At 36.2% G+C, this 22,093-nt stretch carries 26 protein-coding genes and 1 riboswitch; of the genes, 10 read left to right on the top strand and 16 right to left on the bottom strand.

Translation table 11 applies throughout. The annotated features are described in order from the left end of the window. Positions 1-11: 11 nt before the first annotated feature. From MHI57_RS16860 to MHI57_RS16820, 9 genes are all read right to left on the bottom strand, one after another. Complete coding sequence (locus MHI57_RS16860; protein ID WP_340978642.1) at positions 12-743, bottom strand: cytochrome c biogenesis CcdA family protein; 732 nt, start codon at positions 741-743, stop codon at positions 12-14. 46 nt (positions 744-789) lie between these two features. After that, positions 790-1,359 (bottom strand): nucleotidyltransferase domain-containing protein, encoded by a 570-nt coding sequence (locus MHI57_RS16855; RefSeq protein ID WP_340977370.1) that lies wholly within the window; start codon positions 1,357-1,359, stop codon positions 790-792. Continuing rightward, a complete protein-coding gene (locus MHI57_RS16850) occupies positions 1,356-1,478 on the bottom strand; it encodes a hypothetical protein (protein WP_328200337.1) in 123 nt (40 codons plus the stop codon). Before MHI57_RS16850 ends, MHI57_RS16855 begins: the two co-directional genes overlap by 4 nt. 24 nt (positions 1,479-1,502) lie before the next feature. Next, entirely contained in the window at positions 1,503-2,240 is a 738-nt protein-coding gene (locus MHI57_RS16845; protein ID WP_328200339.1) for a class I SAM-dependent methyltransferase, read from the bottom strand. Positions 2,241-2,254: 14 nt separating this feature from the next. Next, entirely contained in the window at positions 2,255-3,028 is a 774-nt protein-coding gene (locus tag MHI57_RS16840) for a Cof-type HAD-IIB family hydrolase (RefSeq protein ID WP_328200342.1), read from the bottom strand. Continuing rightward, positions 3,025-3,471 carry a DUF4275 family protein gene (locus MHI57_RS16835; RefSeq protein ID WP_340977366.1) on the bottom strand — a complete coding sequence of 149 codons (447 nt, stop codon included), beginning with the start codon at positions 3,469-3,471 and terminating at the stop codon, positions 3,025-3,027. The genes MHI57_RS16840 and MHI57_RS16835 overlap by 4 nt, the downstream gene beginning before the upstream one ends. 7 nt (positions 3,472-3,478) lie before the next feature. Further along, the gene (locus MHI57_RS16830) at positions 3,479-4,756 is read right to left on the bottom strand and encodes a hypothetical protein (RefSeq protein WP_340977365.1); all 1,278 of its coding nucleotides are present in this window, start codon (positions 4,754-4,756) and stop codon (positions 3,479-3,481) included. After that, a complete protein-coding gene (locus MHI57_RS16825; protein WP_095370989.1) occupies positions 4,753-5,166 on the bottom strand; it encodes a hypothetical protein in 414 nt (137 codons plus the stop codon). Before MHI57_RS16825 ends, MHI57_RS16830 begins: the two co-directional genes overlap by 4 nt. An 87-nt stretch (positions 5,167-5,253) precedes the next feature. Then, a complete protein-coding gene (locus MHI57_RS16820; RefSeq protein WP_095370990.1) occupies positions 5,254-6,255 on the bottom strand; it encodes a YeiH family protein in 1,002 nt (333 codons plus the stop codon). A 106-nt stretch (positions 6,256-6,361) separates the two neighbouring features. On the opposite strand from MHI57_RS16820, the gene MHI57_RS16815 reads away from it, so the two are divergent. The 4 genes from MHI57_RS16815 to MHI57_RS16800 all read left to right on the top strand — a co-directional run bounded on the left by MHI57_RS16815 (position 6,362) and on the right by MHI57_RS16800 (position 11,881). Beyond that, on the top strand, positions 6,362-7,240 hold the full coding sequence (locus tag MHI57_RS16815) for a LysR family transcriptional regulator (RefSeq protein ID WP_095370991.1): 879 nt from the start codon (positions 6,362-6,364) through the stop codon (positions 7,238-7,240). A gap of 379 nt (positions 7,241-7,619) precedes the next feature. After that, entirely contained in the window at positions 7,620-8,459 is an 840-nt protein-coding gene (locus tag MHI57_RS16810) for a helix-turn-helix domain-containing protein (protein WP_233435361.1), read from the top strand. Positions 8,460-8,510: 51 nt separating this feature from the next. Further along, on the top strand, positions 8,511-10,565 hold the full coding sequence (locus tag MHI57_RS16805; protein WP_322910260.1) for a HelD family protein: 2,055 nt from the start codon (positions 8,511-8,513) through the stop codon (positions 10,563-10,565). Positions 10,566-10,909: 344 nt separating this feature from the next. Continuing rightward, positions 10,910-11,881 carry a phosphotransferase gene (locus tag MHI57_RS16800; protein WP_095370994.1) on the top strand — a complete coding sequence of 324 codons (972 nt, stop codon included), beginning with the start codon at positions 10,910-10,912 and terminating at the stop codon, positions 11,879-11,881. An 899-nt stretch (positions 11,882-12,780) separates the two neighbouring features. On the opposite strand, the gene MHI57_RS16795 is transcribed toward MHI57_RS16800, so the two are convergent. Then, positions 12,781-13,755, bottom strand: a complete 975-nt coding sequence (locus tag MHI57_RS16795) for a M23 family metallopeptidase (RefSeq protein WP_340977364.1) — start codon at positions 13,753-13,755, stop codon at positions 12,781-12,783. Positions 13,756-13,778: 23 nt separating this feature from the next. Next, positions 13,779-14,018, bottom strand: a complete 240-nt coding sequence (locus MHI57_RS16790; RefSeq protein ID WP_340977363.1) for a hypothetical protein — start codon at positions 14,016-14,018, stop codon at positions 13,779-13,781. Between the two features lie 133 nt (positions 14,019-14,151). Continuing rightward, positions 14,152-14,256, top strand: a riboswitch (TPP riboswitch). A gap of 104 nt (positions 14,257-14,360) precedes the next feature. Here MHI57_RS16790 and thiT point away from each other — a divergent pair. Then, entirely contained in the window at positions 14,361-14,939 is a 579-nt protein-coding gene (thiT, locus tag MHI57_RS16785) for an energy-coupled thiamine transporter ThiT (protein WP_095370997.1), read from the top strand. A 332-nt stretch (positions 14,940-15,271) separates the two neighbouring features. On the opposite strand, the gene MHI57_RS16780 is transcribed toward thiT, so the two are convergent. Beyond that, positions 15,272-15,538: a hypothetical protein gene (locus tag MHI57_RS16780; RefSeq protein WP_157733826.1), complete on the bottom strand. Its 267-nt coding sequence runs from the start codon at positions 15,536-15,538 to the stop codon at positions 15,272-15,274. Between the two features lie 711 nt (positions 15,539-16,249). Here MHI57_RS16780 and sigY point away from each other — a divergent pair. Genes sigY through MHI57_RS16760 form a run of 4 tightly spaced genes read left to right on the top strand, consistent with a single transcriptional unit; the run spans position 16,250 to position 17,620 of the window. Then, positions 16,250-16,807, top strand: coding sequence for an RNA polymerase sigma factor SigY (gene sigY / locus MHI57_RS16775; protein WP_322910257.1), 558 nt, complete (start codon positions 16,250-16,252; stop codon positions 16,805-16,807). Beyond that, positions 16,761-17,120 carry a YxlC family protein gene (locus tag MHI57_RS16770; protein ID WP_307315724.1) on the top strand — a complete coding sequence of 120 codons (360 nt, stop codon included), beginning with the start codon at positions 16,761-16,763 and terminating at the stop codon, positions 17,118-17,120. Before sigY ends, MHI57_RS16770 begins: the two co-directional genes overlap by 47 nt. Beyond that, positions 17,107-17,325 (top strand): hypothetical protein, encoded by a 219-nt coding sequence (locus tag MHI57_RS16765; protein ID WP_095371001.1) that lies wholly within the window; start codon positions 17,107-17,109, stop codon positions 17,323-17,325. Before MHI57_RS16770 ends, MHI57_RS16765 begins: the two co-directional genes overlap by 14 nt. Further along, on the top strand, positions 17,306-17,620 hold the full coding sequence (locus MHI57_RS16760) for a YbjQ family protein (protein ID WP_340977359.1): 315 nt from the start codon (positions 17,306-17,308) through the stop codon (positions 17,618-17,620). Before MHI57_RS16765 ends, MHI57_RS16760 begins: the two co-directional genes overlap by 20 nt. A 128-nt stretch (positions 17,621-17,748) precedes the next feature. On the opposite strand, the gene MHI57_RS16755 is transcribed toward MHI57_RS16760, so the two are convergent. After that, the gene (locus MHI57_RS16755) at positions 17,749-18,282 is read right to left on the bottom strand and encodes a PadR family transcriptional regulator (RefSeq protein ID WP_095371003.1); all 534 of its coding nucleotides are present in this window, start codon (positions 18,280-18,282) and stop codon (positions 17,749-17,751) included. A 181-nt stretch (positions 18,283-18,463) separates the two neighbouring features. On the opposite strand from MHI57_RS16755, the gene MHI57_RS16750 reads away from it, so the two are divergent. Continuing rightward, positions 18,464-19,720 (top strand): cytochrome P450 family protein, encoded by a 1,257-nt coding sequence (locus MHI57_RS16750; protein ID WP_095371004.1) that lies wholly within the window; start codon positions 18,464-18,466, stop codon positions 19,718-19,720. 254 nt (positions 19,721-19,974) lie between these two features. On the opposite strand, the gene MHI57_RS16745 is transcribed toward MHI57_RS16750, so the two are convergent. The 3 genes from MHI57_RS16745 to aspA all read right to left on the bottom strand — a co-directional run bounded on the left by MHI57_RS16745 (position 19,975) and on the right by aspA (position 22,053). Then, complete coding sequence (locus tag MHI57_RS16745; RefSeq protein WP_340977354.1) at positions 19,975-20,166, bottom strand: helix-turn-helix transcriptional regulator; 192 nt, start codon at positions 20,164-20,166, stop codon at positions 19,975-19,977. Position 20,167: 1 nt separating this feature from the next. Continuing rightward, positions 20,168-20,470, bottom strand: coding sequence for a hypothetical protein (locus tag MHI57_RS16740; RefSeq protein ID WP_340977352.1), 303 nt, complete (start codon positions 20,468-20,470; stop codon positions 20,168-20,170). A 155-nt stretch (positions 20,471-20,625) separates the two neighbouring features. After that, a complete protein-coding gene (gene aspA / locus MHI57_RS16735; protein ID WP_095371007.1) occupies positions 20,626-22,053 on the bottom strand; it encodes an aspartate ammonia-lyase in 1,428 nt (475 codons plus the stop codon). Between the last annotated feature and the right edge of the window lie 40 nt (positions 22,054-22,093).

The raw sequence follows: 22,093 nt of genomic DNA, 5'->3' as shown, positions 1-22,093 counted from the left end.
CCCCCTTTGTGCTAACTAGTAATCATCCCCCACAACCCTTTCAAAAAGAATTCCGCCTTCGCTCCCCAAATGTTGATGACATACACTTGATCAAAATAGACCATTACCCCAATAATAATCAAAATGAAACCACCCATTTTCATCAAATGACTCGAATATTTATGAAAGAATCGCACCTTCTCAATAGCAAAACCTAGTAAAATAAACGGTATAGAAAATCCTAACGAATAAGCTGTAATATGGATAAAAGTTTGTTCTGGTGGTTGAGCCAAACTAGCGTAAATAATAGCACCTAAGATGGGGCCAATACATGGGATCCAAGCGGCAGCAAAAATGACGCCTACTAAGTATGAACTCAAAAAAGTTCCTGCTTGTTTATATTTAAAGAGGCGTATCTCCTTCATAAGAAGTTTCGGCTGAAAAAAACCCATTAAAAATATCCCCATCATAACAAGGAAAATCCCACCAAACATGCGAATGAGATCATTATATTCTCTAAAAAACTCCCCAAGAAAACTCGCAGAAAAACCCAATACATAGTTTAAAGATGCTAATCCGAAACAAAACGCAACCGCATGAAGGATTACCTTCGACTGTGCACCATGCTTTTGTTTCAGGTCATTTACCGATACCCCGGTAATATAAGAGATAAAAGTCGGATATAACGGTAGCGTACACGGAGAGAAAAATGCCAATAGCCCGCCTAATAATGCTAAGGTTACTGTCATATTCATTATATCCATCACTAGGTATCCTCCTGATCCATTTAAGTAAGTGTATTTCAGTATCTTACAGTAATTCTAACCACTTATGATATGGCATATGTAATTGCATCGCCGTTTGTAGCCATTTCTTTTCTTCAGAAGATAGGAAATCGACGACTCGAAGAAAGTCCTCTTGATCTTTCGCTCTCGTATCTTTCGCTTTATATAACAACACCACTTCGGGGCTCAAATATGGAATATCTTCTATGTGTACGGACTTCATTTTTTCAAATGAATAACGAATACGCTCATCTCTTCTAAAGATCCAATCGTTATGTTGGATTTCATTCAACAATACCTCTAAAGAAGTACCATTTATCACATTCTGGCAATGAATTTCATGAATCGGTCGCTGTAAGTTTTCTCCTTCCCAAATAACTAGTTCACCATTCACCACTTTCTGAAGCCTCCATTGTTTAAGGTGATTTTTTACATGCGCTTGATCATGACGAAATACAGCGATTTCAATATCTTTATGTTCTCTAGTCTTTTGACCGATATGCAAATCAATCGCCCAACCACCCGCAATAAACCACGGTTTATCAAATCCCGACATGAGTTCCTTTATTCTATGACAAAGTTGGAACTCCGTCATAATTTCAACCCCATATATAAAGCTCCTGCTACCGGATTGTACGTATATGGCGGAATCTCATAAAACTGGTTAAGAGAATAATTTCTTGAAACGACCAATTCATCTACTCCTTTCTTCAACAACCAACCATCATTGATATTAAGCTACTCGTATTTAGTCGCCGAAATAATGATCATCATGGGTCTTCTCATTTCATTCTTCATTTCCTCTGTATGCATCATATGTTCTGGTGGCTTTGGTTCCACTACTCTTGTGATTTGAAAACCTTGCTTTAGTAAGCCATCAAGATAAGTAGTCAAAGTTTTATGGTATTTCGTTACTTTTTCTCCCAAAAAGGTTGTTTGTCTTTCTCCTTCAAAGAAATAATGGTCGACAGGAAAATGAGAAACCTCTTGCTGTGCATCATAGAACCAATCTTGACTACCTTGTGCTGTAAAAATAGGATGTTCTACAGAAAAAATAAATTGTCCTCCTTTTACCAATCCCTTATGAACATTATTAGCCACTTCTTCAAAGTCAGGTACATAGTGTAGGGCAAGCGAACTTACTATCACATCATAATGCCTCTCCTTTATTTGCATATCCTCTATTGTGGATCGAATATATGTAACATTTTCATAGTCTTGTGACATTGTTTTTGCTTTCGAGATCATTTTTTCAGAAATGTCTACTCCCACAACTGATTTAGCTCCATGCTCTGCCGCGAATCGGCAATGCCAACCGAAACCACAACCTAAATCTAAGACGGTTTTATCCTGAAAGGTCGGCAGCATACCTTTTAATGTTTGCCATTCTCCAGCTCCTTCTAAGCCTTTTACCGATCGTGTCATTTGGCTATATTTTTCAAAAAAGGATGCTTGATCATATATATTCTCCTTCATAACGAACCTCCTTCTTATAAAATATTGAACTTCTTTAATGCCTCATAAATCCCTCCTTCACTTGCCCTAGAAGTCACATAATCCGCAGCAGTCTTAACGCCTTGGCTACCATTCCCCATCGCAATTCCTAGCCCAACAAGTTTCACCATATCAATGTCATTGTCGCCATCGCCAAAAGCAATTGTTTCATGGGGGTACACATTGAAATAGGCTAATACTTCTTTTATTGCTACATACTTAGATACCTCTTTTTCAACTACATTTAAGATATAAGGGTGCCACCTCTTAAACATTAAATAAGGAAACGTTTGCCGATAAATATCTACTACTCTATCATTCGCAAATAAACATAAAAGATATACCTCTTCCTCAAGAATAGCAGGCTGTGTACTCGGATAATCAGCAAGAGATAAAGTCTCATTAAGTGCTGTAAGAATAGCTTCTTCTTTGACACCATTCATATAAAGGGATTCAGTATAAAAAGTTAAACCATGTTTCATTTTTTCTGCAAAGTTCATCACGTCTATTAATCTCTCTTTATTAAATGGAATCTTATGTATGACCGTCTGTTGATGCTTGGCATACCCTCCGTTAGCTGTTATAAATGTCTCTATTCCTATTTCCCGCAACTCTTCACACATGGATAATGGTCTACCAGTAGCCGCAACAACGTGTATACCTTTCTCCATCAGTCTTCTAATCGCTACCTTAGTTGTTGGTGGTATACTCCCATCTTTTTCACTCGTTATCGTACCATCCACATCAAAGAATACCAGTTTATAAGTCATCTTCTCTCAACCTCTTTATGATGATAAAAATAAGGACCGTACCACGGGGATTCATGTGTCCTTATATATGTCCAAGTAAAATCAACATCCAAAACATAAATATCACTTTCTCTCTCGAAATCAATCGCCTTGAGTGATGTTACCCGATCAATGATATACGCAGTATCCTCCATCTCGTAAAATATATAACAAGACATATTTTTCATTTGATCTAACCTACCTCTAGCCTGTTCTCCTTCTAGACAAGCGACTGTCTCATAACTAAAAACGTGCCATAGAAACCCACAAATTCTCCCTTTATCATATAAATGAATCTCTTCTTCTTCACTCTTATTCAAGTGACTAGCAAATGACTGCTCCCAGCGATATTGTAAATAAGGACCCCATTTCGGTATCTCGGTTACTTTTACTCCTCGATCTCGCAATCTTGTTACTAAATCCACCCCTCCCTCACTTCCTATCCGCCAACAAGAAAACTTCACCGGTATTGGCATCAACCCCATACAAACTATCAATCATTGCACTTAAAATATATTTTCGTTTATCAAAGTCATACACATAACAAGGTTTTAACACAATGAATTCTTTGATTTTTTCATAGGCTTCTTCTTTTGAAAGGACAACCTCTTCCGGGCCATCATACGATTTAAATTGATCACTTAATATCTGGTTGTCTATATAATTAATCACCTCGAGCGAACGGGGATCGATAAAGACTTTCAGTTTCCGCTGGAAAACAAACGAGTGGCTCTTACTTCCTTTTAAATTTGCGTGAATATAACCAATATCCCGATTGAAAGAAGTTAATAACCATTCCCCTGAATACTCTGGGTATACTTGTCTTAAAAACGTTTGAACGACGTCAATATAAGCAGTTACTTCACTTTTATTAATCGGTACAGTATCAGCACTAGGTTCATTCGTGAATGCCTGTTTTGCTGAGATATCTTCTATCCATTCCATTTCTTTTCTAGCAAAGGGTGTTTGTAACGGCTCTGTCCAATTCAATACTTCTTGCACTTCTATCTGCCCAATCCCAGTCGCAAAACCTTCATAAGGAATCGTTTTAGAAAGATCATTGGTTACATAAATTTCCTCTATACCATAAATAGCTTGGATTTTTTCCTCTTCAAAGGAAGGATCATGTATCAACCTGATTTGCGCCTGTGCGTTTTTTTCCACTTGCTCAACGGTCAATGTATATTCCTCTTCTTCCACCCATTCATCTGTTGGAAAATAACCATGAATGCTATAAAAAATCAAATCCCCATCTCTATTTACTTTCAGTTCAATATAACCAGACGGGGAAACGTCCATCCCTTTATAAGATCCTTTAAAAGAATACTCCTCCTCATTATGGGAATCCAGTTGAAAATGCCTACCATATATTAAATTCGTTTCCGCTTCTATCCATTTGATAATGCTTTCTACATCCCGCTGTTGAAAGACAACACCATGCTTTGCATATGTTTTCCCTTCCACAAAAATAGCGGATTCTACCTTATTTGTTTGCAAATCGATCGTAATTACTGCCGTTCCCTCAGGATTTAAATTTTCCTCAACAATACCTGCCTCTTTAGGAAACCACTCCATACAATATTGGTAAACTGTTTCATTAAAAAGTGTTACACGGCGACTGTAACTACTACGACATAAATCATAATGAGCTAAGCCGAACTTGAATCTGGTCCATTCTATTATTTTTTGCTCTTGTTCGTTTATAATCATTTCTTAAGCATCTCCCTTAACACATTCGTCATGTCGCCTGTGGTCAAATACGTCTCCCCATCATTAACCATATACATGAGAATACTAGGTTCATCTTGTTCTCCTACCCATAAATGAATGGCATGAGTAGGCAAACCCTTTTTATACTCAACCATTACATCATAATCTGGCAGTCTTTCATTTATTACTGTTGGCTCTTTTACAGCTGTTAAAATGACTTTTTCCACTGTTTTTATGTCTGCATCTTCTTTGATAGAAAAAAGGATGGTTTCATTTATTTCACCCACGCCTTTTGATGGTGAAAAATGAATAGCTTTAATTGGCTCGTTCAATAACACCATCGGCTCTCCCTTTTCACAACCGATGAGAACTAATACGCTTAAAACGATAGCGAGGTATATACTTTTCATACTTACTCCTTCATACATATAAAATGGAAATATATTCTTATTATCATACAATGGAACAAAAAAAAGAGCCACACTTCATGTGACCCTTTACATCATAAAAATAATGATAAATCCTAATAAAACAAGCAGTATCGTACCAAGTAATGCCGCATAAAAAATCTGCAGGCCCATTTTCTTAAAAGCGGAGAGTTCTACATTTAGCCCTAAGCCCGCCATTGCCATTGCTAATAATAAATATGATCCACTAATAAGCCATTGAACAAGTTCAGTCGGCAACCACCCCAACGTATTGATGGCGCTCATTGCGAGAAAACCGAAAATAAACCAAGGAATAGGTAACTTGTTCTTTGTTGCGCTCTCTTGACTTTCCCGCTTCTTCATATAATAGCCGATAAGAATGGCCACTGGTACAAGTAAAATGACTCTTGTTAGTTTAACGATGATGGCGATATTCTCTGCCTCCACACCACCAACAGAAGAAGCAGCAACAACGTGCGCAATCTCATGCAAGGTGCCTCCAGTTAACATACCATATTGGTAATCGGTTATTGGTAAAATCGGATAAAGAAATGTATAAAGTAACGTGAATAGCGTACCAAGCACAGCAATCACACCGACACTGACAGCAGTCACACTTTCCTTCGCTCTGACAACAGATGCAATCGCCACAATCGCAGCCGCACCACAAATCGCCGTACCACATGCCGTTAATAAACTTAATGTCTTATCCACACGAAGCATCCTAGCGAAGCTATAAACTGCTATGAGGGTGACACATAATAAGAATGCCGCATAAAGAAAAGTACTTACACCTGCATGAGCTAAATCGGATAAATTAAGGCGCAAACCTAACAAGATAATGCCTAGTCTTAATAATTTTTTACTAGAAAAATCAACACCGACTTTATATGAACGGTTCCAACCAATCGTATGAGACCAAATTATACCTAGCAAAATGGCTAAAACAAGATGACCGATTATCGTCAGGTAAGGTAGTTTGGCGAGAAGGCCAGCCATAATTGCAATAATCAATGTCGTTCCTATTCCAAAATAAAAGGAGCCTGTTCTCAAAGATGACTTTAAATCCATTGCTGCCTCCCCTTTCTCTATTACAGTATAGTTTTGTCCTTTTTATTTTGGAAATAAATATATATAATAATACTTATTCATTTTATTAATAAATGGGGTGGTTATCATGCATATGGAGGAACTTGAGACGTTTCTTGTCCTCGCACGCGAGAAAAATTTTACAAAAACAGCTAAACAAAGGGCGTTATCTCAACCAACCGTTAGTGTCCATATAAAAAACCTGGAAAATGAATTTGCGACCTCACTCATTCAGCGCACAACAAAAAAAGTCCACTTAACAGCAGAAGGGGAACTTTTTTATAATCAAGGCTTAAAAATATGGGATGTGTATCAACAGCTTAAAGAAACATTATATGAGAAAAAACAAGTTGCCTCAGGACTCATACGAATCGGAGCTAGTTTTACAATTGGTGAATACATTTTGCCGAGCGTGATCGCACAATTACAAGCAACTCATGAGCAGTTATCCTTCCATGTGACGATTGGTAATTCAGATCAGATGATTAATAGTGTGAGGCGGTTAGAAGTAGATATCGGTTTAGTGGAAGGGCAAACCTATGCAAGAGAGGTGGTCCAAACACCCTTCGCAGAAGATCGTTTAGTGATTGTCTGTTCACCTGCCTATGAAGGAAATTTTCATTCGATAGAAGATTTGCATGATCAAGAATGGATTATCCGTGAAGAAGGTTCGGGGACAAGGCAATCATTTGACCATCTAATCGAATCTCATCAAATTAGAGTCAAATCCACCTTCATCATCAGCTCTACCCAAGGAATAAAAAGTAGCGTAAAAAGTGGACTAGGACTCGCCTTACTATCCGAGGCAACCATACAAGAGGAATTAACATACGGTCTATTGAAGATTGTACCGATAGATGGCCTTTATGCAAAACGAGCCTTTTCTTATATCCTGACCAAAGGGACAAACCTTAATCGCAATACGCAATTATTGGTCAATACGTTGAAATATGGTACTGAAGCTTAGTATTTAAACAAACGTTTGATTAAATGGGATGAATGGAACAAGTGACAGGTTCTATTCGTTCCTTTTCTACTCGACCAAACCACCTCTTTTTAAGCATTGTCCATTTTAAGGTGATAGTTATTTCAATATATAAGTAAACTTCTGAATTCCACCTAACATTGTAATGATAGTATGAGCTATCAACAAAAAAATAGTTTGTTATCCGTATAAATTCCCTCATTTCCAATACTAAATGTATATTACTCTCCCTTCATTGTCATATTTAAATATAATATTGCTGGCATCCGCTAGTATATGTGTAAGAAAAGAGCAAGAATAATGAAAAGATCTTTAGGTTTTCTTGTTATTATTTGTGAGGGAGGGTCAAGCTTTGAAAAAAGTGAATCTAATTATGGATACCATTGATTATATCGAAGCTCATCTATCAGAGAAAATGAACCTAGCACTTGTTGCACATGCCTTGCATTATTCGAAGTATTATCTGCATAGGGTATTTTCACAAACAGTAGGTATGACTATTCATGATTATGTACAGCGAAGAAAGTTAACTGAGGCAGCAAAGATGCTTGTATTCTCCGATAAGTCTATTCTAGAAATCGCATTGGTTGCTGGTTACGAGAGTCAGCAAGCATTTACCACTATATTTAAAGCAATGTATAAGAAATCACCCCTTCAATACCGTGAGGAAAAAGACTATTATCCATTACAGTTACGATTCCAATTTAATCATGAATGGACTCAGACGAGTAACAATAAAGAATTAGAGAACTTACGAATAATTAAAGAAGCTACCAAGGATGATGTACCATCTTGGATGGCTTTTGTAAGCCTCGTAATTGATGGCTTTCCTCACTTGCAAGAAGCAGAGCATAGAAAGGTACTTCAAACATACATTGCTGACAGACGTGCCTTCATCATGATAGAAAATGGATTAATCATTGGAAATATGTTGATTTCCCACATAAATGGGGGAATTGATTTCCTGGGGGTTCATCCTTTATATGATAAACCAGAGATTATACATCTTTTTATAAAGATGACCGATTTGGCAAATTACGAAAAAGTCCACATCACGTCTTTTAGAAAAGGAGATAAAGCTGACCTAGGCTACCGAAATGCATTAATTCAACTAGGTTTTAGAGAAGCAGAACTTCTGACTGAATTTGGTTATCCTACTCAGGAAATGGTTTTATACCAACAAGGAGAGATACATGATTAAGCCAGTTACACTATATTTATGAAAACTTAAGTATAAGAAAGGAGTGCTATAATGACATCTGATATATTCCAGGAAGAAAGTATACGATTAAAAGAAATGATTAGTCATTTGGAAGAAGAAAAAGATTACATCAATCATAAAATTAAAAAAGACGATGCAGATTATCATGATTTAAAGCATTATTTATCCGAGTTTACTGCTGATCCGATGGAGATGTACCAAAATTATCGGTCTATGACTAATATTGATAAAACAATTGACTTTTACTATAGTCAATTAAATAAAGTAAAAAAGCTTTTAGAATCACCTTATTTTGGTCGTATCGATTTTAAATTTGAGGATGGCGATGAGGTAGAAGAATTTTATATTGGAAAGTTCAACCTAGCTGATCGAGATAACGATATATTAATTTACGATTGGCGAGCACCGATATCGAGTATGTATTATGAATACGAACTTGGGCAAGCTGCTTATGAAGCACAGGTTGGTATGATACATGGGGAAATCAGCCGAAAAAGACAGTATAAAATTAAGGATCAGCAATTGCAGTATGCATTAGAGAGCTCTATGACTATCCAAGATGATGTCCTTCAAAGAGAATTGAGTACAACGTCTGATGATCGAATGAAAACAATTATATCAACCATACAGAAAGAACAAAATAAGATTGTACGAAATGAATCTGCTCATACTCTCGTCATTCAAGGAGTTGCTGGTTCAGGAAAATCAGCCATTGCTCTGCATCGCATTGCCTACTTGCTTTACAAGCACAAAGAAAAGCTATCGTCTGATCAGATCACAATCATATCACCGAATAAAATATTTGCTGATTTTATAGCAAATGTTTTGCCTGAACTGGGTGAAGACCCAGTTCGTGAACAGACATTTGATGATATTGCCACAGCTCTTCTTCCAAATAATATAAAAGCTGAATCTTTATACGAACAAACCAAAAGAATCATAGAGGAACCTCATTCTAACTATACGCTTCGAGTAAAACTAAAATCCTCATTAGCTTTTTTTAAGCAATTGAGCAATTATATAAAGAATATTGATTCAAACATCTTCCAACCGGATGAAAATATGCATTTTGGTGATACGATCATAACAAAGGAATACCTTTTATCAAGATTCCATAGTTATAATAACCTCCCAGTAAAACAACGGTTGGATGAGTTATCTAATGATGTCTTGGACATTTTAAAGAAGAGTAAAGCAGCAGAAATTAAAAACATCCCTTCCAAAATAGACTTAAAAAAAAGACTTAGCAGCTATTTAAAATTTAGTGATGCCCAATCTATTTATATACATTTCTTTAATGTGATAAATAATGCTGATGCACTAAATTGGAATAAAGAAAGACTAGAATATCAAGATGTCTTTCCATATATATATTGTATCTACTATTTTGAGGGCATCGAGTCGTTTAACTTAGTTAAGCATTTAGTTATTGATGAAATGCAAGATTACAGTCCCGTTCATTACGCTGTAATCAATAAAATATTTAGGTGCAAGAAAACAATCTTAGGTGATTTTGGTCAAATGTTGAATCCTTTTAGTTTAAATTCCGATCAATCCTTCAGTAACATATTTGATAGAATGGAATTTGTAGAACTGAAAAAAAGTTATCGATCCTCTTATGAAATTATCGCTTTTGCGAAGCAGTTTATGCCGGATTACTCCATCGAAGCAATTGATCGCCATGGAGAAAAACCAGAAATTATATCGTATACAAACCAGCATTCTTTGATTGATCAATTACAAAGATTAATCATCCAGTTCCAAAATAACTCGTTTAATCGTTTAGGTATCATCTGTAAAAGTGAAGCACAAGTAAATCAAATTTATGATGAACTAAAACAGTTTTTTACACTTAATAAACTAAGTGATACCAGTGAAACATTTGAGCAAGGGATAACCGTAACAACAATCCAATTAGCTAAAGGATTGGAATTTGATGAGGTACTCATTCCTTTTGCAAATGCTGATGTATATAAATCTAAATTTGACAAAGGCTTATTATATATCGCAGCAACTAGAGCGATGCATACGTTGACTTTACTGCACAAAAAAAGCGAATTAACTCCTTTAATTAAAAACGAGTAAAAATCGACCCCATTCTATAAAAGATTGGGGTCTTCTCTTTTTATCAATCAATTGTCACTATTCTACCCCTTTAGCAACATAACTAGAAGAATTCCCTTTATTTAAAGAAATAAAGTAACTATCAACCAACCAGAGCAGACTAATATAAAAACTATAACTATGTTTAAAGAAACTATCTAGAGGAAATAACTTAGTTATTACCGTTTTGTTTTACTTGATATTACTCTATATGCTTTATAGAATATTAATCAGATTAATGAAGGAGGATTTTTGTTTGAATAACTTATGTTTAAGTCTGGTTCATAGCTTTTCTCAAAAATAATTCATCGAGGAGAGTGTAATTAATGAACTTTTATATAATGAAAGATATACTGAACGAACAGTTCGATTTAAAAATTACTCACATGACACAACTTACCGATCATAATATATCTGCAACCTATTATTTAAATACATCTAAAGGAAGTTACGTTCTAAAACGTATTCCTTCCTATATTCAAGATACCGAAATAGAAGGCAAATTGGTTAAGTACCTTTACGAAAACGAAATTCCTGTAGCACAAGTTATTAAATCTAATCAAGGAACTTATTCATTCTCCATAAACGGGGAAAAATACCACTTACAAGAATATATAGATGGGGAAATTTATGACTTAAATAATGGAACTGACTGGTTTAAGGATGTATCCGCTCAAAATTTAGGAAAAATTCAACATGTATTATCTCAAACCCCCAAATTAAAAACAGGAATGATTAATAAAGAATTATTTACTAACGGTCAAATTATTAAGGCAAAAAAATCCTACCTCAAGACTTTTAAAAAAGCACAACAGTCAAACGATACGACAACTATGAAAGATATTATTAACCGATTAGAGTATCTAGATACAATTAATAACTATACGTTTGATTATTCTAAGTTTACATGTACTAATTCACATGGAGATTATTATACTTCTCAAATCATATGTAAGGAAACAAAATTATATACAATTGATTGGACAGACGCCTGTCATTTACCTGCATGTTGGGAAGTAATGATGTCTTTCGCTTATGCGGACCCTGTTGCTAAGAGTGGAAAAATTGAATCTAATGCTCTTAAACGTTATATAGATAACTATTCAAAGTGGTTTACCTTGACTAAGTACGATTTGTTCCATATGCCGTATCTGTATTTCTTTCAGCTAGCTGTCAGTAATTTTTACGAACCATATGGAAAGTTACCAAAAGAATATTTAAAAATTGCTAGGCTGACAACAAAGCAGTTAGCATGGCTAAATAAGAATGTTGATTCTTTAGCCATGAAGTTAGTTTAAAAAACGTAATCTTTTGTCTTGTCCCTGTCACGTAGACAACATAAAAAGCTGAACATTGAACGTGTGTCGATATTCAATCGGCACACGTTTATTTAGTTTCATATGACTAAATTTAGAATCATCATTACCTAGAGCTTATTCTCCTTCTGTTTAACACTTATTCAGTTTTGAGGTGTCGAAAGATCGATTCTATAATTAGCATAAAAAAACAAGTTGCCCCAGGGTTCATACGAATCGGAGCTAGCTTTACGATTGGTAAAGCTATTTTGCCAAGTGTTATCGCACAATTACGAGCCACTCATGAGCAATTATCTTATCATGTTACAATTGGGAATAGCGAATAAGTAATTGATAGTGGCAGGCACCATAGCAGTAGATATTGGCTTGTGGAAAGGCAAACCAATGCGAAAGAGTTTGTCCAGAACCCCTTTGCAGAAGATTGCTTATTGACCTTCTGTTCACCCACATATGGAAAGGCATTTTCATTCGATAGAGGATTTATATGACCAAGAGTAGGGCACGAAAAAGGCACCTGATTGAATTACATCAAATTAGCGTCAAATCGACGTTCATCAGCTCTACACAAGGAATAAAGAGGAGTGTAAAAAGTAGCTTAGAAGCTCCTTATTTTCCGAGGTAACTATAAAAGAGGAGTTGACATACGGCCTATAGAAGCTGGAAGGCTTTAAGAAGAACATTCCTTCTCTTATGTGTTGATCAAAGGAACGAACTTGAATCACAGTATCCAGTTATTAGTTGATACGTTAAAAAACCGCACTGAGTCTTACGAAAAGAGCAACGATTATTATCAAACCACTTTTTTTGCGATTTAAATAAATGTTTGATTGAATTGTGGGCAAGGAGGCCGGCACAAGCGACCTCCATTTAACTGTATTTCTCTATTTAAAAAGCTGGATAATTGCTCTGGGAACGGCAAAAACATAGTCTGCTATTGTCATCGTATTTTCAACCTTGTCGAACTTCTCTTCGAATCGATTAAGGTATTTTGTTAAATGATTTGTTACGATTTCTCCTTGAATCGGTTCTACACCATTTTTAAAACGAATGCGAACTGATTTTCCTTTATGAAGATCTTCTGAATCCATGATTTGAAAATGGATATGCGCTTCAGAAGAGTTACCCGAGTTCCCACATTTGCCAAGTAATTGTTTTTGAAGAACTTCCTCTCCTTCTTGGACAATGATACTGTCTTTTTTAAAATGAGCAATCATACTATATTCCTTATGCGCATGCTCTATCACAATATAGTTGCCTGGGGGGTGTTCTTCATCCATCTGCCCTGGAATATTATCATCGAGACCATCAACCACTTTTATTACTTTGCCATTTTGAGGGGCGATAACTTCCTCTGCAAATGCGTAATAACTCTCATTTTTTTCAGGTCTACCATTATATGTAGAGCCATCCTTCACCTTTAATAGATCATACGCGTACCTTTGATGTTCATATACGTAATGGTAATTAATAAATTCATTTGTACCACCCCAGAATACAAACCATTCATCCATCACTGGCATAATGTATTCATTCTTTGTATAGACCTTATCTGTTTCTGGAAAGACAAAGTAAGGTTTCATATAGAAACTGACAATTGTATTTTTATCATCAAATCCAACCACTACTGCTTTTGCTTTTGAGTGATCTACCCATACGAACTGATCAATGCCTAAGACATTCGTCCGTGACATTAGTTGATAACTACGCACACCTTCATTAAAGGCTGCGCTCATCTCAATAAATTCTGATAATGAAACCATGCCTTGAAACACTTTTGAAGTGGCTTGGTAAATTTCCTTATACTCTGCTCTTAACCAATAATCTATAAACCTATCAGGATCCATTGAACCGACCATACCCTCTACCCCCGTAAGTTTTATTAAGATGAAAAAATTAAACGATTCTCAAGAAATATTTTGCAATTAACAGTAAAGAAACCGCCAATAGTTACTTTAATTTCACTTGAATCTTCTAACTTACCTTTCAAATCCCCTCTTAATGCTAGACCTAAATTTTCATCCTGTAATTCACCATTTACATACAACTTTTCTCCGTTAATCCAATAATTTTCGATTAATATATGATTTCCATGATGGTTTACTTCAAAAACCTTCTTCATATCAATCACTCCTTGATTATTCTACGACTATCTAGGGAATAAGTTTCACAAATAATCTGTTTTTTTACTACCAAAAAAAGATTCTTGAATTCTGATGAAAGTCATAGTATATTCTAACCGAGGATAAATTTAATACTTCCACAAGGGGAGCCTAATATGGCTGAGAGTGAGCGAGTTCGTTCTGACCCTAAGAACCTGTTAGATAATGCTAGCGTAGGGATCGTGGTTTTGGATATGAGCAATACTAGGCATCCATCACCGCCTATGTATTGCTTTTTTTCATGACAAAAAAGTAATACAGGTTTACTCGTTCGCTTCTCTTTTCGGAGAAGGAGGAAAAACATGAAACAAAATAAAACACTTTTTATGGTGGAAATTGCTATATTTGCAGCTTTGGCATTATTACTTGATTTCTTATCAGGCTTACTGATGGGGAGATTTTGGCCACAAGGTGGGTCCATCTCACTTGCTATGGTACCGGTTTTCTTAATGGCCTTTCGTTGGGGTGTTAAAGGCGGCGTCTTAACGGGCTTACTATTAGGAGGACTTCAAATCTTAACAGGAGCTGTTCCTTTTCATTTCGCCTCTTGGATCATTGACTATTTCGTAGCCTTTGCTGTTGTCGGACTCGCAGGCATCTATATGAATAAAGTTGTGCAAAATTATCAAGACGGCCAATTTGCCAAAGCAAACATGTATGTTATTAGTGGCGTTTTCTTAGGAAGTTTCTTACGCTTCTTATGCCATTATTTATCAGGCATTATCCTATTTGGTGCCTATGCTCCGGCAGATCAACCTGTCGCACTTTACTCACTCGTATATAACGGAACATATATGCTACCTACCTTTATCGTATGTGCCTTAGTAGTTGTCATGCTTTACACAACAGCCAATAAGGTCCTTCTGAAAAAAGCATATTAATCATCTAAAGGCTCTGGGGGAAACTCAGGGCCTTTTTTTAAGATATCTTTTTGGGAGATTTTCGCACGATGATGGAACTGAGGAATCAGGGTGGCATGTACATCGGCGTGATATCCATAAGATAACCATGCAAAATGAAAGCGCCAAAAGCAGCTAGACAAACCAACATCTTCTCTTCTATTTTCTCCTTGAGACCGGCAGGTTTTCTTTTTGGATTTCTGAGAGGGGGAGTAGACACATCTTTTTCCTTACTTTTTTTAGCAGCACTTTTCTTCCGTCAATGTCAATCTAACGATGAACACTCTTGATTATTTATGAATTTGCAACAACTATTATCTACGGTAGTTTAAACCAACATCATCTGTTTTCTTTCTTGTGATTTTTGTACATAAACACGATCGTGCGCAGTTCTCTGACTTTCCCTGCTCTCTTTTGCGCGTATACACAATTTGCGCGCAGTTCTCTGACTTCCCCTGCTCTCTTTTGCACATAAACACGATTTGCGTGCAGTTCCCTGACTTCCCCTGCTCTCTTTTGCGCGTATACACGATTTGCGCGCAGTTCTCTGACTTTTTCTTCTCTCTTTTGCGCGTATACACGATTTACGCGCAGTTCTCTGACTTCCTCTTTTCTCTTTTGCGCGTATACACGATTTACGCGCAGTTCTCTGACTTCCCCTGCTCTCTTTTGCGCGTATACACGATTTGCGCGCAGTTCTCTGACTTCCCCTGCTCTCTTTTGCGCGTATACACGATTTGCGCGCAGTTCTCTGACTTCCTCTTTTCTCTTTTGCGCGTATACACGATTTACGCGCAGTTCTCTGACTTCCTCTTTTCTCTTTTGCGCGTATACACGATTTGCGCGCAGTTCCCTGACTTCCTCTTCTCTCTTTTGCGCGTATACACGATTTACGCGCAGTTCTCTGACTTCCTCTTTTCTCTTTTGCGCGTAAACATCTTTTGCGTTCAGTCTTAACTATAAACGCTCATTTAAGAATTACCGTATTGATTGGATGAAGCTGACACATATTTAAAAGATACCACCGCCCAAGTTTATATGGAGATTGTATAGCACACACGCCTAGATACTGCTGGCTCTTTCCTCTGTAGTCATGCCACCAGAGGGTCCATGTCATTGAAAATAAGGATATAATTGAACATTCTAATCATTTACATATTTATCCACTCGCATAACTTCTATGCAATAACAAGATATAATCTCTATCTCCATTCAAAAAATTTTATTTTTCGTGAACGAAAGGAGAACACTAATCGTCATAATAGTAAATCCAAAGAAAAGGGGGGCAAGGTTTGGAAGAGAAAAAATGGATTAAAGCAGCGAAAAAAGGCGATAACCAGGCGTTAGCTCACTTATTTAAGGAGAGTTATCCCCTTCTCGTTCATTATTTAATGAAGCTCACCCTTAATCGAGAAGAAGCTGAGGATTTGGCACAAGAGACAATGACAAAAGCGATTGAAAAACTAAATCAATTTCAGGTGAAATCGAAATTCTCCACTTGGCTCATATCCATTGGCACAAAATTATATATCGATCAAAAAAGGCGCCAGAAGCGAGCTGATGCCTTTAAAGCACAACATATGCGGAAATTAAAATGGCAGGCACAGTCACGAAATGAAGATTGGGATTTCTTATTAGCTTCTCTCGGTGAATTAGAAGATGAATTAAGAGTGCCGATTATTTTAAAACATTATTATGGCTATGCGTATGATGAGATTGGCAAAATGCTTGGAATTGCTGAAGGAACAGTAAAATCTAGAGTTCACCGCGGAATTAAAACCATTCGAAAGGAGATGGGTGAAGATGAGAAAGGCCCAGGAACAATGGAAAATCCTATCAAACAAGGATGAAGAAGATTTTTCAAAAGAAATGAAACGTTCTTTTGCACAGTTTGAGGAAAATAACCCCATCTCTACTCCTAGTGAAGATTGGTTTGAAAAAATGGTCATCGCAGAAAAGGATGAAGCTAGCAAAAAATGGCGAAGAGAATTACTCTTATTCAGCGGAATAGCAACACTTATTCTTGTTTTATTTTTTACAACATTAACCCAAATACCAGTTGTCTTTATCACATTACAAGGTCTTACAGTCCTTCTTGTCATCTGTTATACCTTTCTGCAAATCCAAAAACATAGAGAGAAGGTGCGACATGACGAATATTGATTTCTTTTTACTATTCTTAGTAGCAATTATTTTATTATCACAAAGTATCTTTTTATTTACTAATGCAAAGAAAAATGGAATGAATCATTGGTTCTGGGGTATTATCGCCTTAATTCAAGCACCGGTACCACTAATATTCTATTTCATCGTAAGAAACGTTCGTAGAAAAGAGGAGGATGAATTAAATGATTATCGTGACTACTGAAACAATACCAGGTAAAGAAATAAAAGAGTTAAAAGGTTTTGTTAGGGGAAATTCAGTCCAATCGAAACATATTGGAAAAGATATCGTTGCCGGATTACGTACGATTGTCGGTGGAGAAGTCTCGGAATATACAGATATGATGACGGAATCTCGCCAGAAAGCAATCGGTCGAATGGTAGAGCATGCCAAAGAAAAAGGGGCAAATGCGATTATCGGTGTACGTATAGAAACGTCAGCTATAATGGCAAACGCCAGTGAAATATTGGCTTATGGTACGGCGGTGTATGTGGAGTAAACAAGGGGTTATATATATTTGTTGGCTGTCGATTTCTCGACAGCTTTTTTGTTGAGTACCTTAAACCTATGCAGAACAAGATCTCTTTACTATTTTCAAGAACTAGACTTTAATATTGTCAATATGGGCTAATTATCCTTTTTTAAGTCGCTCAGTAGTTTTTCTAACCAATAGATATTGCTTTGTATACTTTCATAGAAATAATTACTTAAGAAACGATTATAGCGGTGATCTTTATCATTATTTATCAATATTTCCAAACGAGCCCTAGTCTCTTGTAACTCTCTTGCTTCGATAATCTTTTTTTCTATTATCTCTATCACCTTGTCCGGATTAACATAATTTAGATTCGCGATGCCTAAGATCATATCATTTATAGTATCAGCATCTTCAAAGACTTTATATATTTTTTTCGGAAGTTCCAAACGTCCTTTTTCGGTTATACGATAAACTTGTTTATCTGGTCGATGCACTTCTTTAATCACTTTTACAACCTCAATTAAGCCTTGCTTGGCTAAGGAATCGAAATGATAATATAATTTGCTTTCTGTAATCGCCCGCATTTTATCTAACGGTACGGGTTCAGATAACAATTTCTTTATGTTGTATGGATAATTATCTTCATTCATTAGTTTACTTAAAATAAAAATTTGAATAGACATGTTGTTTCTCCTTATACTCATATACGTTTATAATAACACATTGAAAAATGCAATTATTCCCCCACTTAAGACCTATCACCAATAGGTACTTTACTCTTATTTACTATTAATAAAGATATTTAGTAAGCTTATTAATATACTCAAATTTGAGTATAAAATTAATTACCGGAAGGAAGTTAAGATGCTGAACAAATCAGATATTTCCAGCGAGGTTCTAGGTGTATTAAGTGGCAAAAGTGAAGAGAATCCATTTTTCGTATTTTCCAAGACACGTGATATAGGGCCAATTATTCCAATATCTAACCCTATTGGCGATACAGATAATCAAACTTGGATAGTTGTCCATATGGAAGAAGCTGTTCAAATTCTTAAAAACGCTAAGCAATTTACAGTAGACCCAACATCCATTGAAGAAAAAGAGAATTTTAGAGATAAAATTAATAGTAAAGAAAAATCGTCAGCTCCCGATACCTTCTTTACTGGTAAATCAATGCTCTTTTTAGATGGATTAGATCATAGGCGATTACGTATGTTGGTATCAAAAGCTTTTACTCCTCGATACATGGAGGGGTTGAGACCTCGAGTACAAGAAATTGCAGATGAGTTACTAGATAAAGTTCACTCTAAAGGTGAAATGGATCTTGTAAAAGACTACGCCTATCCATTACCTATTAATGTAATATCTGAGATGTTAGGCGTTCCTTATGAAGATCGTGAAAAACTAAAAGATTGGTCTTCTGCAATTGCTACGGGGCTTGGATGGGGAAAGCAAGATGCTACTGTTGCAAAAAATCTTCAAGAATTCGGAGAATATACGAAACAATTAGTTGAAAGAAAACGAATGAACCCCTCTGATGACTTAATTAGTCAGTTAATTGCTATCGAGGCTGAAGGAGATCGCCTCGATGAATCAGAATTAATTTCCATGATTACTTTATTAATTTTCGCAGGACATGAAACTACCTCAAATTTAATAGCTACAGGTAGTATGATGTTATTTGAAAATCCTAAGCAACTTGAGTTACTCAAAAAGGATCTTCGATTAATACCATCTGCTGTAGAGGAACTTTTAAGATATAACGGCCCTTCAACTGCTGTAGGACCACGCTTTGCAAAAGAAGACGTTGAGATATCTGGTAATAAAATCAAAAAGGGCGATATGGTTTTGGTCATGGTAAAAGCCGCGAATAGAGATGAAAAAATTTTTACTGATTCTGAAGATTTAGATATTACAAGAAAAATAAATCAACATCTAGCTTTCGGTCATGGTATGCATATGTGTCTAGGGTCACCACTCGCACGTTTGGAAGGAGAAATTGCTTTTACTTCCCTATTAAGACGTATGCCTAACTTATCTTTAAAAATCCCTAAAGAAAAAGTGGAATGGCAATTTAACCTTTCTTCACAAAGTATCGATTCATTACCCGTCACTTTCTAACCAACAAATCCTATAATTATTATCTAGATAATGTTTTTACGAAAGTCACTGTGATGCTCTACCACAGTGACTTCCACATTCAATCCCAATAGTATACCTAAATCACTAAGACTTCGTACCATTGTTAGTTACACCTATTATCTTCAATCTCTTCATTGTATTTAATGAAAGTTGAGGTGAAAATGAATAATATAGATAGAATTAAATTTAATAATTCCCATAAAAATTTTACTAGTGTATTCTCTCATTTCCTACTACTCAGTGATAAACAATTCATCCACAGTTGTATTCAATATTGCAGCTAAATTAAACGCCAACTGCAGTGTTGGATCATATTTATTATTTTCAATAGCATTAATCGTTTGCCTCGTTACTTTGCAACGTTTCGCTACATCCTCCTGCGATAGTTTCATTGACTTCCTTAACTCACGTATTCGGTTTTTCATCTTAATTACCGTATTTTCTCTTATAAAAAAGTAATGTAATCAAGTAGATAATGCAAATACTTAGTAGAAAGGAGAATGGTGAGATTCCTTCATAAGTGTTGCTTCCCCAAAAAGCTGAATAAACCTTCTTCCCCATTTCAAAAACTAACACGGCTATAACTACTGCAAAGGAATAAGATTGTGCTTTCATTTTAATTAATTTTTTCCTTTCATCACCGAGCTGAGGTAACGTACTGATTGTAAAAAAAATGAGAATCAAACTTAAAACTAGCAATAAAAAAAAGATAATAACAATCCCGTTCAAAATGATTCCTCCTTCAAAATGTAAAAAGTATTTGACACTTATTATACTAACACCCTCCAAAAATGTAAAATACTTTATACATTTTTTAGACCAACACACGCTAATGTCTGAAATACAAAAATGCTTAGAGTCATTATCAACTCTAAGCATTAAAATTAATCTCTATTTAACAAAGACACACCCGCGATACCTGGGTTCGTCATTTCGTATGGGTTCAAGATAAGATCCAATTCTTCTTCAGTAAGCACATCGTATTTTAAGCACAGTTCACGAACGGATTTGCCATTGATGATTGCTTCTCTCGCGATGCGTGCTGCGACTTCGTATCCGATATGTGGATTCACTGCTGTAATGATCCCTGCACTGTTTTCTACATATTCTTTCAAACGTGTTTCATTCGCTTCAATGCCTGATAAACAGTAATCTGTAAAAGCACGGAAAGCGTTGTTCATAATACTGATTGATTGTAATAAGTTAAAAACAAGTACCGGCTCCATTACGTTTAATTCTAGCTGTCCTGCCTCGGATGCAAGGCAAATGGTATGGTCATTACCGATGACTTGGAATGCCACTTGGTTAATCATTTCAGGCATAACAGGATTCACTTTACCTGGCATGATAGAAGAACCTGGTTGACGCGCAGGCAATGAAATTTCGCCTAGACCAGCGCGTGGGCCTGATGCCATTAAACGAATGTCATTAGCAATCTTAGACATATTCATCATACAGACTTTTAACGCTGCAGAAACTTCTGTATAAGCATCTGTATTTTGAGTCGCATCGACAAGATGATCGGCGCCAACAAGTGGTAAGCCCGTAATCTCAGCCATATGTTTAACAACACTTTCAATATAAATAGGGTCTGCATTTAGTCCCGTTCCTACAGCCGTTGCCCCCATATTGATTTCATATAAATGCTGACGAGATTGCTGGATCCGTTTAATATCTCTTGTGACTACACGACTGTATGCTTCAAACTCTTGTCCAAGACGAATCGGAACCGCATCTTGCAGATGTGTTCTACCCATTTTAATCACATGATCAAACTGCTTTGCTTTCTCCTTAAATGCCGCAAGCATATGCTCCATCGTTTGTGTCAGTTTTTCCAATGCATTCAATGTAGCAATATGAATCGCTGTTGGGAAAGCATCATTTGTTGATTGTGACATGTTGACATGACTATTCGGACTTAAGTGAAGTGCATAGTCTCCTTTATTCTTCCCTAGTAACTCTAGCGCACGATTGGCAATCACTTCATTGGCATTCATATTAATGGATGTCCCAGCGCCACCTTGAATCGGGTCAACAATAAAGTGATCATGCCATTTACCTTCAATAATTTCATCAGCAGCCTGTACAATAACATTGCCAAGCCCCTCATATAATCTTTTTGTGTCCATATTTGCTAACGCGGCTGCCTTTTTAACCATAGCAATTGCGATGATCAGCTCTTCATGAATGCGATATCCGGTAATTGGAAAGTTTTCAACTGCACGTAAGGTTTGAACACCATAATATGCATCTATTGGCACTTCTTTCGAACCTAAGAAATCGTTTTCAATCCTTACTTTATCATTTGACATTTTTATTTTCGCCTCGCCTATTTTCATCATTTAACTATAG

This window comes from Cytobacillus sp. FSL K6-0129 (assembly GCF_038007625.1).
GTDB lineage: Bacteria > Bacillota > Bacilli > Bacillales > Cytobacillaceae > Cytobacillus > Cytobacillus kochii.
This window is presented reverse-complemented; position numbering and strand designations above follow the sequence as displayed.